Origin of the sequence: Leucobacter triazinivorans (assembly GCF_004208635.1) — a bacterium.
Classification (GTDB): Bacteria; Actinomycetota; Actinomycetes; order Actinomycetales; family Microbacteriaceae; genus Leucobacter; species Leucobacter triazinivorans.
This window is the reverse complement of sequence record NZ_CP035806.1, coordinates 610,576-622,011: the sequence shown is the minus strand read 5'-3', so window position 1 is coordinate 622,011 and position 11,436 is coordinate 610,576. Positions and strand designations below refer to the sequence as shown.

The 11,436-nt window shown below is 68.9% G+C and carries 10 protein-coding genes; all 10 read left to right on the top strand.

What is annotated here, in order from left to right:
* The first annotated feature begins 9 nt into the window (after positions 1 to 9).
* The 10 genes from EVS81_RS02820 (at position 10) to dapA (ending at position 11,387) form a co-directional block, all read left to right on the top strand.
* Entirely contained in the window at positions 10 to 489 is a 480-nt protein-coding gene (locus EVS81_RS02820; RefSeq protein ID WP_130109037.1) for an SRPBCC domain-containing protein, read from the top strand.
* Between the two features lie 264 nt (positions 490 to 753).
* Positions 754 to 3,018, top strand: coding sequence for a polyribonucleotide nucleotidyltransferase (locus EVS81_RS02815; RefSeq protein WP_130109036.1), 2,265 nt, complete (start codon positions 754 to 756; stop codon positions 3,016 to 3,018).
* Positions 3,019 to 3,312: 294 nt separating this feature from the next.
* Positions 3,313 to 4,755 carry a M16 family metallopeptidase gene (locus EVS81_RS02810; protein WP_130109035.1) on the top strand — a complete coding sequence of 481 codons (1,443 nt, stop codon included), beginning with the start codon at positions 3,313 to 3,315 and terminating at the stop codon, positions 4,753 to 4,755.
* Entirely contained in the window at positions 4,752 to 5,507 is a 756-nt protein-coding gene (gene dapB / locus EVS81_RS02805) for a 4-hydroxy-tetrahydrodipicolinate reductase (RefSeq protein WP_240739937.1), read from the top strand. Before EVS81_RS02810 ends, dapB begins: the two co-directional genes overlap by 4 nt.
* Positions 5,504 to 5,980 carry a tetratricopeptide repeat protein gene (locus EVS81_RS02800; protein WP_205879378.1) on the top strand — a complete coding sequence of 159 codons (477 nt, stop codon included), beginning with the start codon at positions 5,504 to 5,506 and terminating at the stop codon, positions 5,978 to 5,980. Before dapB ends, EVS81_RS02800 begins: the two co-directional genes overlap by 4 nt.
* A 132-nt stretch (positions 5,981 to 6,112) precedes the next feature.
* Positions 6,113 to 7,711: an APC family permease gene (locus tag EVS81_RS02795; RefSeq protein ID WP_130109034.1), complete on the top strand. Its 1,599-nt coding sequence runs from the start codon at positions 6,113 to 6,115 to the stop codon at positions 7,709 to 7,711.
* Between the two features lie 130 nt (positions 7,712 to 7,841).
* Complete coding sequence (locus EVS81_RS02790; protein ID WP_130109033.1) at positions 7,842 to 8,801, top strand: GGDEF domain-containing protein; 960 nt, start codon at positions 7,842 to 7,844, stop codon at positions 8,799 to 8,801.
* Between the two features lie 96 nt (positions 8,802 to 8,897).
* Entirely contained in the window at positions 8,898 to 9,707 is an 810-nt protein-coding gene (locus EVS81_RS02785) for a thymidylate synthase (RefSeq protein ID WP_130109032.1), read from the top strand.
* A gap of 129 nt (positions 9,708 to 9,836) precedes the next feature.
* The gene (locus tag EVS81_RS02780; RefSeq protein WP_338034664.1) at positions 9,837 to 10,346 is read left to right on the top strand and encodes a dihydrofolate reductase; all 510 of its coding nucleotides are present in this window, start codon (positions 9,837 to 9,839) and stop codon (positions 10,344 to 10,346) included.
* Positions 10,347 to 10,409: 63 nt separating this feature from the next.
* A complete protein-coding gene (dapA, locus tag EVS81_RS02775) occupies positions 10,410 to 11,387 on the top strand; it encodes a 4-hydroxy-tetrahydrodipicolinate synthase (protein ID WP_130109031.1) in 978 nt (325 codons plus the stop codon).
* The last annotated feature ends 49 nt before the right edge of the window (positions 11,388 to 11,436 follow it).

The window sequence follows — 11,436 nt, the reverse complement described above, 5'->3', positions numbered from 1 at the left end:
AGTCGCGGCATGAGCGCAGACGCAGACCTGACCGAGCTCCAGTTCACCGTGTTCGGCTTCGTCTCGAGGCCGCCTGCGGAGGTCTACGAGGCCGTCGCGGATCCCGCGATCCTCAGCCGCTACTTCACGACGGGCGGAGCAGAGGGGCGTCTCGAACCCGGGGTCGCCGTGCAGTGGGACTTCGCCGACTTCCCGGGAGCGTTCCCGGTGCGAGTTCTCGAGGCCCGGGCACCGGAGCGGATCGTGCTGCGGTGGGACGGGGATCCGGCGACCACGCAGGAGACGGACGGCACGGAGGTGGCGTTCGAGTTCCGCCCGGTCGGCGACGGTGCCCGCACCGAGGTGCGGGTGACGGAGCGGGCCTGGAGGCCCACCGACGCCGGAGCCGAAGCCGCCTTCGGCAACTGCATGGGCTGGACCGGCATGCTCGCGGCGATGAAAGCCTGGCTCGAGTACGGCATCAACCTTCGGGAGGGGTTCTACGCGTAGGCGCGCGCTTCTCCGAGCCTGAGGGTGTTTCGGGCCTTTCAGGGCGCCGGGTGGTAGTCTGGACGAGTGGGCGTTCCGCCCACGATCACGAAGATATCGAGCGCGTCGGCTGGCGGGCTGGTCTTCGGTGGTGGATCCCCCTGCGCGCCTCCGCCGTGCAGGGTGTTCGTCTACTGAACATCAGCACCCGTGGCGGCTGCGCAGCGAACGCTCGCAGCGCTTCGAGCTGCCCGTCGCGCGCTCCTCTGACACGAAGGAGTACCCGTGGAGGGTCCTGAGATCAAGTTCGCCGAGGCCGTGCTCGACAACGGCAAGTTCGGCAAGCGCACCATCCGTTTCGAGGCCGGCCGCCTCGCGCAGCAGGCGCAGGGCGCCGTCGCCGCCTACCTCGACGAGGAGACCATGCTCCTCTCGGCCACCAGCGCGTCGAAGCAGCCGAAGGATCACTTCGACTTCTTCCCGCTGACCGTCGATGTCGAGGAGCGCTCGTACGCCGCGGGCAAGATTCCCGGCTCGTTCTTCCGGCGCGAGGGCCGCCCCTCGACCGAGGCGATCCTCGTCTGCCGTCTCATCGATCGCCCCCTGCGCCCGTCGTTCGTCGACGGCCTGCGCAACGAGGTGCAGATCGTCGTGACCGTGCTGTCCATCGCTCCGGGCGAGTACTACGATGCCCTCGCGATCAACGCCGCATCGGCGTCGACGCAGATCTCGGGTCTGCCCTTCTCCGGCCCCATCGCGGGCGTGCGCCTGGCGCTCATCGGCGACCAGTGGGTCGCGTTCCCGAACGAGGCGCAGATCAAGGAGGCCGTGTTCGACCTGATGGTCGCCGGCCGCGTGATCACGAAGGCCGACGGCACCGAGGATGTCGCGATCATGATGGTCGAGGCCGAGGCCACCGAGGGGTCGTGGAACCTCATCAAGGCGGGCGCGACCAAGCCCGACGAGGCCGTCGTCGCACAGGGCCTGGAAGCTGCGAAGCCCTTCCTCACCCAGCTGGTGAAGGCGCAGGAGCAGCTCGCGGCGCAGTCGGCCAAGGAGGTGCAGGAGTATCCCGTGTTCCTGCCCTACTCCGATGAGGTCTACGCGGCGGTCGCACAGCTCGCTGAAACCGAGCTCGCCGGCATCTACCAGATCGCCGACAAGCAGGAGCGCCAGGCCGCCGACGACGCACTGAAGGCGCGCGTCAAGGAGACGGTCGCGGCCAAGGTCGCGGCCGGTGAGCTGCCGGCCGAGGCCGAGGGCCAGGTGTCGGGCGCCTACAAGTCGGTCACCAAGAAGATCGTGCGCGGCCGCATCCTCACCGAGGGTGCTCGCATCGACGGTCGCGGCCTGCGCGACATCCGCGCGCTCGACGCCGAGGTCCAGGTGATCCCGCGCGTGCACGGTTCGGCGATCTTCCAGCGCGGCGAGACCCAGATCCTGGGCGTCTCCACGCTGAACATGCTGAAGATGGAGCAGCAGATCGACTCGCTGTCGCCCACCACGTCGAAGCGTTACATGCACCACTACAACTTCCCGCCCTACTCGACCGGAGAGACGGGCCGCGTCGGCAGCCCGAAGCGCCGCGAGATCGGCCACGGCTTCTTGGCCGAGCGCGCGCTCGTGCCGGTGCTGCCGAGCCGCGAGGAGTTCCCCTACGCGATTCGCCAGGTCAGCGAGGCGCTCGGCTCCAATGGCTCGACCTCGATGGGCTCTGTGTGCGCGTCGACCCTGTCGCTGCTCAACGCCGGCGTGCCGCTGCGCGCGGCCGTCGCGGGCATCGCGATGGGGCTCGTGTCCGATGAGGTCGACGGCGAGACCCGATACGCGACCCTCACCGATATCCTGGGTGCCGAGGACGCGCTGGGCGACATGGACTTCAAGGTGGCCGGCACCTCGGAGTTCGTGACCGCGCTGCAGCTGGACACCAAGCTCGACGGCATCCCCTCCGACGTGCTGGTCGGCGCTCTCGCGCAGGCCAAGGAGGCGCGCACGACGATCCTCGATGTGATCTCGCAGGCGATCGACACCCCCGACGAGATGGCGCCCACCGCGCCGCGCGTCATCTCGGTGCAGATCCCCGTCGACAAGATCGGCGAGCTCATCGGCCCCAAGGGCAAGACGATCAACGGCATTCAGGACGAGACCGGTGCCGAGATCTCGATCGACGACGACGGCACCGTATACATCGGCGCGGTCGACGGCCCCTCGGCCGAGGCCGCTCGCGCGCAGGTCAACGCGATCGCCAACCCGCAGAACCCCGAGGTGGGCGAGCAGTACCTCGGCACCGTGGTGAAGAACGCCGCATTCGGCGCCTTCGTCTCGCTGCTGCCGGGCAAGGACGGCCTGCTGCACATCAGCGAGGTGCGCAAGCTCGCCGGTGGCAAGCGCATCGACAGTGTGGACGACGTCCTGTCGATCGGCCAGAAGATCCTCGTCAAGATCACCAAGGTCGACGATCGCGGCAAGCTCTCGCTCGAGCCCGTGATCGAGGAGTCCGCTGCCGATGAGGCTCCGGCCGCCGAGGCCGCACCGGCCGCAGCCGAGTAGCTCTCGCGCAGGAAGCGCCCGCCTCTCCCTCTCGGGGAGGCGGGCGCTTTTCTACGTTCGGCTTGCCTCGGCGGGTTGAGCAGCGGATGCTCTCGGAGGTGCCGGTGTCGCCTCGTGGCCCCTCCGGTACGCGCGTCAGTAGTTGCTGCCTCGCCGCACGTTTGGTGACATCTACTGACGCGCGGATGTCGGATGGTTGGTTTCTCGGTGACGATGGATCGCGACAGGGGGGGGCGGGCAAGCGGGGGGACCTTGCCCGGGGAACGGCCGGGCGGTGAGCAGTAGGCTGGGAGGATGCGCGATCCCATTCTCCTGCCGCTCGACCTGCCCGAACTCGAAGCCGATCTCAGCGGCGGCCTCGTGCGCCGCACGGTGCACCCGAGCGGACTGCGCGTGCTCACGGAGCGCATGCCCGGTGCCCGCAGCGCCTCCATCGGCTTCTGGGTGGGGGTCGGCTCGCGCGACGAGCAGTCCGAGCGCGAGGACGCGCCCGGGAGCCTGGGCTCGACGCACTTCCTCGAGCATCTGCTCTTCAAGGGGACCCCGAGCCGCGATGCCTACGCGATCGCCACGAGCTTCGATCGCATTGGCGCCGAGCACAACGCGCTGACCGCGAAGGAGTACACCTGCTACTACGCCAAGGTGCGCGACGCCGACATCGACGGCGCGGTGACGGTGCTCGCGGACATGGTCACCAACTCCACCCTCTCGACCACGGAGTTCGAAATCGAGCGCGGAGTGATTCTCGAAGAGCTCGCCATGGCGGCCGACGATCTCGCCGATGTCGCCAACGAGCGGTTCTTCGAGGCCGTGCTCGGCGAGCATCCGCTCGGCCGACCCATCGGCGGCAACCCGGAGACGATTCGCGCCGCGCACCGCGACGACGTGAACCAGCACTACCGCGAGCGCTACGACCCCACGACCCTTGTCGTCACCGCGGCCGGCGCGGTCGATCACGACCGCCTGGTTGAGCAGGTGCTCGCCGTGCTGAACCTCTCGCCAGAGGAGCGCTGGCACACGGATCGCGTCGCCGCACCTGCCCGCCGGGCGCAGCTCGCCGCGGGCGCGACCGTGGTTCCTGCGCCGGGCGCTCCCGCGGCGGACGGCGCAGCGGGCGGCTCGCCCGTGACGGAGGCCGCCGGCCGCGCGTTCAGCGCAGGTGCCGAGCCCCGCGTCCACCTCACCGAGCGGCCCTCCGAGCAGGTCAATCTCATGATCGGCACCGAGGGGCTGTGCGCGAGCGACGATCGGCGGTTCGCCTTCGGGATCATGAACTCGGTGCTCGGCGGCGGCATGTCGAGCCGCCTCTTCCAGGAGATCCGGGAGAAGCGCGGGCTCGCCTACACCGCCTACTCGTTCGGGGCGAGCTACTCGGACGCGGGGGTGTTCGGCATGTACGCGGGGACTGCGCCGGAGAAGGCCGAGGAGGTGGCCAGGCTGAGCCGCCTCGAGCTGCAGAAGCTCGCCGACGGCGGCATCACCGAGGAGGAGCACGAACGGGCGCTCGGTCAGATCGCGGGATCGTCGGCGCTCGCGCTCGAGGACTCCGACACCCGCATGGGCCGGCTGGCGCGCGCGGAGCTGGGCAGCGGGGAGCTCTACGATCTCGACGCCTCGCTCGAGCGGTTCGCGGCGGCGACCGCCGAGGAGATCCGCGAGGTCGCCGCGCTGTTCGCCGAGCGGCCGTTGACGACGGTCGCGGTCGGCGAGGTCGACCGGGCAGGATTCCGAGGATGACCGCGGGTAGTCTGGACGGCATGGTGACGACGGTTGCGGTGGCGGGCGCCCGCGGGCGCCTCGGCTCGCTGGTCTGCGACGTGGTGGACGAGCTCCCCGGCTTCGAGCTGGTGGCGCGCCTGGGCAGCGCCTCCGATCCCCAGGAGGGGGCGGCGGCGCGCATCCTCGTCGATGTCAGCCATCCCGACGCGTCGCCCGCGATCGTCGAGCGTGCCCTCGAGCACGGACAGCGCGTGATCGTGGGAACGAGCGGCTGGTCGGCGGAGCGGCTCGAGTCGTTGCGCGAGCGCGTCCGCATGACGCCCGGGGCCGGGGTCATCGTAGTGCCCAACTTCTCCCTCGGATCGGTGCTCGGAACGACGCTCGCGCGCATCGCGGCGCCCTACTTCGACGCGATCGAGGTGATCGAGGCGCACCACCCGGGCAAGGTGGACTCCCCGAGCGGCACGGCCGTCCGCACCGCGGAACTCATGGCGGAGGCGCGGCAGGACCGGCCCGTGGAGGCCCCGTTCGCCGAGCAGCCGGCCCGGGGGCAGCTGGTGTCCGGGATCCCCGTCCACAGCCTGCGCCTCGCGGGAGTCGTCGCGAAGCAGGAGGTGCGCTTCGGAGGTTCGGGGGAGGTGCTCACGGTCACGCACGACACCCACTCCAACGAGGCGTATCGCGCGGGCGTCCGTGCGGCGCTGGAGGCGGCGACGACCGCCGAGGGGCTCACCGTCGGACTCGACCGGGTGCTGGGGATCGGCGCGTGACCCCGCGAGCGCGCGCCATCGTCGGCGTCGCCATCATGAGCGCGCTGCTCGTGCTCTACTTCGTATTCGCCGGGATCCGCGCGTTCGCGCTGCTCGCATCGGCCGAGCCCGTGCCCGTGATCATGGGTGCGGCGATGCTGACCCTGCCGCTGATCGGCGTCTGGGCGCTGCTGCGCGAGCTGCGCTTCGGCCGCAGCGCCACGAGGCTCGCAGACCGCCTCGCTGCGGAGGGGCGCCTGCCCGACGAACCGGTCGCGACGCATCCCTCGGGGCGCCCGATGCGCGAGGACGCCGACGCCGCCTTCCCGCGGTATCGCGATGAGGCCGAAGCGGATCCGGAGTCGTGGCGGGCGTGGATGCGCCTCGGAATCGTCTATGACGCCTGCGGTGACCGGAAGCGTGCGAGAGCGGCGATCCGACAAGCGATCGCCTGTGAACGCAACGATATTCGTGGAGAATCGGCCAAGAGTTAGGGAAATTCGACGTTCCGACCTACAATCGTCGGCGGACGACAGCGGGTCGGGGCCCGGATGACCCCGTGAGGATACCCGCTGTCGAAGTGCGCCGACACGCCTGTGCAGCGTGGGAAAGCAACGGAACAACACATGGCCAAATACGACCTCACAGCTCAGGATCCGGCGACGCGAACGCTCGACTCGGTGACCGGCATCAGCAAGAAAGGTCTTCCCTCGGGCACGGTCGGCGTGCTCGGGGCCCTCGTCATCGGCATCTCCACGTGCGCGCCCGCGTACACCTTGACGTCAGCGGTCGGGCCGGCCGCGAGCGAGGTCGGGTATCAGACGCCGGCCATCTTCCTCATGGGATTCATCCCCATGCTGCTCGTGGCGCTCGGGTACCGCGCCCTCAACTCGGCGATGCCGGACTCGGGCACCTCCTTCACCTGGGCGTCCCGCGCATTCGGGCCGTGGGTCGGATGGATGGCCGGATGGGGGCTCATCGCGGCCACTGTGCTCGTGCTGTCGAACCTCGCGGGAATCGCCGTCGAGTTCCTCTTCCAGTCGATCAGCATCGTGGCGGGCGATCCCGCGATCGCTGATCTGGCCGCCAACCGCTTCATCAACATCGCGGTCTGCCTCGGCTTCATGGCGCTCGCCACCTTCATCTCGTACCGGGGGATGACGTCGACCAAGATCTTCCAGTACATCACCGTGATCTTCCAGATGATCGTGCTGGTCTGGTTCGTCATCGCGATGTTCATCGGCGCGGCCGACCCGGCGAACCCCGAGGGCCGCATGCCCGAGCTCTCCTGGTTCAATCCGCTCGAGGTCGACAGCTTCAGCGCCTTCGCCGCGGGCATCGCGGTCTCGATCTTCGTCTACTGGGGCTGGGACACCGTGCTCACCATGGGCGAGGAGACGAAGCCGTCGAAGGGGCGCCTGTCGACCGAGAGCCGCGCGGCGATGATCCTCGTCGCGATCCTCGTGGTGCTCTACGTCGGCACGGCCGCCGCCACGGTCGGCTATGCGGGCCTCGGCGACGGGCCGACCGGGCTCGGCAACCCCGACATCGCCGAGAACGTGTTCGCGGCCCTCGCGCACCCGGTGATGGGACCGGCCGCGATCCTCCTGTCGCTCGCGATCCTCGTGAGCGCGATGGCCTCCATCAACTCGACTGCGATCTCGCCGGCCCGCACACTGCTCGCGATGTCGCACTACCGGGCGCTGCCCCAGTCGATCAAGCGGATCCATCCCAAGTACAAGTCCCCGTACGTCGCGCTGCTCTGGTCCTCGATCGTCGCCTCCGTCTTCTACGCCGTGATGCGCTTCATCAGCGAGGACGTGCTGTGGGACACGATCACCGCGCTCGGCATGATGGTCTGCTTCTACTACGGCATCACCGCGCTCGCGAGCCCGTGGTACTTCCGCAAGACGGCGCCCCGCGAGGGCCTGGGTGCGGTGCTCTCGAAGATCGTGCTGCCCGCGATCGGCGGGATCCTGCTGCTCGTCGTGTTCGTGCAGACGACGATCGACAGCATGGACCCGAGCTTCGGATCCGGCAGCAACATCGGCGGGATCGGACTCGTCGGCATCATCGGCGTGGTGGTGCTGGGCCTCGGCGTGCTGCTCATGCTCATCCAGTCCCGGGTCTCGCCCGAGTTCTTCCGGGGCAACGTGCTCGCGAAGGCCGACGCGACGAACGACACCTCGGCGGTCGAACTCTTCGACGACGGTCTCGGCAACTGATCCCCTCCGTGCTCCGCGCCTATCTTGTGCGCGGAGCACGGGCCCCGCGAGCTCGGCGCCGAGACGCCGTTTTCAGGATCCGACGTGAATTCTGTACGCTCGAAGCCTGAGTGCGAAGCGAGGTGGGCGAGTGGCGATCTTCCGAATACCTCAGTCGGAGCGCTCCGTCGCTACGGCCGCGTACCTGTTCGCCGGCTCGCTGTTCGCCACGCTCAACGTGACGGTGTTCCGCGTCGACGCGGAACCCCGGATCGACGTCGCTGCGACCGCAGTGCTCTCGGCGTCGATCGGGTGCGGCGTGCTGCTGCGCGGCCGCCGGTTCTCGAACCGAGCCGCGGGGGTGCTCATGACCGTCGCGGCGCTGACGATGGTGCCCACGGTGGCCCTCGCACCCGACGAGATCCGCGCGCTGAACATCGGGCTCCTCTTCTTCCCGTTCTTCATCTACGTCGTCTGGTTCCTGCCGATGCGCGTCGCCCGCATCCTGGGCTACACCTGGTTGACCGGCTACGCCGCGATCGTGCTGCTGCGGTTCGGCGAGCCCATGACCCCGGTGCTGACGACGCTGGCGCTGACTGGCGGGGTGCTCGGCGAACTCGTGGGGCAGTTCAAGCGGCGCCTCGAGCGCGCGTCGATCACCGATCCGCTCTGCGACGTGTGGAACAAGCGCGGCTTCGAACGACTGCTGCCGAAGGCGATCGCGAATGCGGAGCGCACGGGACGCCCGCTATCGCTGCTGTACATCGACATCGACGATTTCAAGACGATCAACGATCGGCTCGGGCACGGCGAGGGCGACCGCGTGCTACGCGAGTTCTCGCGGGAGATGCAGGAGGGAGTGCGGCAGCAGGACGTCTTCGCTCGGTTCGGCGGCGACGAGTTCGCCCTGCTGCTCCTCGACTGCGACACCGAGCAGGCGCGGTTCACGGGCGAACGCCTGCAGCGGGAGATCGTTGCGACTCCGTGGTCGTTCGGCATCTCGGAGTGGCGGGCCGGCGAGCAGCCCGACGAGTTCATCTCACGAGCAGACCTGGGCATGCTGAGCGAGAAGCAGACCAGGCGCGGTGCGCCGCGAACCGCGGGCGCGTGAGACGTATCCGCTCGCGGCGCGCGCATCGCTGCGACGGTCGGTCGCACGTGCGGCGACAGCGCTCGGAGCCACGGGGATGAGAGTAGACTCGTGCGCGTGACCGAGAATCCGATCCCGATCCCGTACGAGGACCTGCTGCGCGAGGTATTCGAGCACGGCACGCCGAAATCGGATCGCACGGGCACGGGCACGCGGAGCCTTTTCGGGCGGCAGATCCGGTACGACCTCTCCGAGTCGTTCCCGCTCATCACGACGAAGCGCGTGCACTTCACGTCGGTGGCCGTAGAACTGCTGTGGTTTTTGCGCGGGGAGGGCAACATCGGCTTCCTCAAGCAGCACGGCGTCACGATCTGGGACGAGTGGGCCGACGAGAACGGCGATCTCGGTCCGGTGTACGGGGTGCAGTGGCGCTCGTGGCCGGCCCCGGACGGCGAGCACATCGATCAGATCGCGCGTGTCATCGAGCAGCTGCGCAGCAACCCCGACTCGCGGCGCATCGTCGTATCGGCCTGGAACGTCGCCGATCTCGACGAGATGGCGCTCGCACCCTGCCACGCCTTCTTCCAGTTCTACGTGGCCGACGGCAAGCTGTCGTGCCAGCTCTACCAGCGCTCCGCCGACATGTTCCTCGGGGTGCCGTTCAATATCGCCAGCTACGCGCTGCTCACGCTCATGATCGCTCAGCAGACGGGGCTCGAGCCCGGCGAGTTCGTGTGGACCGGCGGCGACTGCCACATCTACGACAACCACGTCGAGCAGGTCGAGCGCCAGCTTGCACGCGATCCGTTCCCGTATCCGCGCATCGAGATCAGCAAGGCCGACTCGATCTTCGACTACACGCTCGATGATTTCGAGGTGGTCGACTATCGGCATCACCCGGGCATCAAGGCCCCGGTGGCGGTGTAGGGGATCGCCGGTGCGCGTGCACGCTGCGCGAACCTGCTCCAGGAGGTCATCCTGCGCGAGCTTGCGAGTCGCAGGATCCATCGGTGAGATCCTGCGATTTCGCGCAGGATGGCAGAAGGAGGCGAGGTCGTGAGCATCGGGATGATCTGGGCCGAGGCCCGCGGCGTCGGCGGTCGCGGCGCGATCGGCCGCGGGGGAGAGATGCCCTGGCACCTGCCCGAGGATCTCTCGCACTTCAAGCGCGAGACACTCGGGGCGCCCGTCATCATGGGCCGCCGCACCTGGGAGTCGCTGCCCGCGCGATTCCGGCCGCTTCCGGGACGCGAGAACGTCGTCGTGACGCGGGATCGCGGGTTCGCCGCGCCCGGGGCGATCGTGGCGCACTCGCTCGACGAAGCGCTGGCCGAGACCCGGGATCGCGGGGCGGAGCGCGTCTGGATCATGGGCGGCGGAGAGCTGTACCGGGCAGCGATGTCGCTGGCCGACGAGCTGGTGGTGACCCGCATCGAGCTCGACGTGCCCGACGCCGACACTTTCGCGCCGCAGATCGGGCCCGAGTTCGTGCTGCAGGAGCAGACCGAACCGGAGACGTCCTCGACGGGCCTGAGCTACGCCTTCCAGCGCTGGGTGCGCGCCTGACCCGCAGGGGCCGCGGTCGAGCGGTAGACCCGCGATGTCAGCGGAGTCCGGTAGCCTAGTGAGGTGGCAAACCAGGAAAACCCCTTCGGTCAGGTACTCGTCGCACTCGTCACGCCGTTCCAGGCGGACGGCGAAGTCGATTGGGCCGCGACCGAGAAGCACATCGACGACTGCATCGCGAGCGGTGCCGACGGGATCGTGGTCACCGGCACCACCGGTGAGACCTCCACGCTCACCGACCCCGAGAAGATCAAGCTGGTCGAGGTCGCGAAGTCGGTGTCGAGCGGTCGCGCGAAGGTGATCACGGGGGGCGGATCCAACGAGACCGCGCACGCCATCGAGCTGTACCGGGCCAGCGAGAAGGCCGGCGCCGACGGCGTGATGATCGTCACGCCCTATTACAACAAGCCGACCCAGGCGGGCCTGCTCACGCACTTCCGCATGGTCGCCGACGCCACCGAGCTGCCGGTCATCCTCTACGACATCCCCGGCCGCACGGGCGTGCCCATCACGTACGAGACGATCCTGCGCCTCGCGAAGCACCCGAACATCCTCGCTGTGAAGGACGCCAAGGGCGACTTCAGCGAGGTGAGCCGTGTGCTCAACCAGACCGACCTCATGTACTTCTCGGGCGACGACGCCAACGTGCTGCCGCATCTCGCGATCGGGGCGACCGGGCTCATCGGAGTCACGGCGAACATCGCCGCGGCGCCCTACCGGGCCATCATCGACGCGGTCAACGCGGGCGATCTGCGCACGGCCCGCGACATGCACCAGCGGCTCGAGCCCCTGGTGCGCGCCGTCATGACCCACGTGCCGGGCACGGTGGCGGCGAAGTACATCCTGCACGGCCTGGGCCGCATCGGCAGCCCGCGCGTGCGCCTGCCCCTCGTCGGCCCGGAGGAGTGGGAGGCCGCCCTCATCGAGGACGAACTCGCGCTCGTGGGCGATGTGCCGGGCATCGACCTTTCGAACTTCAGGCCGGACCGCAACGCGGCTGCCGGCGGTGCGCTGCCCCAGATCGCAGGCACCACCCGCTGACCACAGTCATCCTGCGCGCAGTCGCAGGATCTTCGAGTGAGATTCTGCG

Coding starts and splice junctions, on each gene's coding strand:
- EVS81_RS02820 (WP_130109037.1), top strand. CDS start 10: ATGAGCGCAGACGCAGACCTGACCGAGCTCCAGTTCACCGTGTTCGGC.
- EVS81_RS02810 (WP_130109035.1), top strand. CDS start 3,313: ATGCGCGATCCCATTCTCCTGCCGCTCGACCTGCCCGAACTCGAAGCC.
- dapB (WP_240739937.1), top strand. CDS start 4,752: ATGACCGCGGGTAGTCTGGACGGCATGGTGACGACGGTTGCGGTGGCG.
- EVS81_RS02795 (WP_130109034.1), top strand. CDS start 6,113: ATGGCCAAATACGACCTCACAGCTCAGGATCCGGCGACGCGAACGCTC.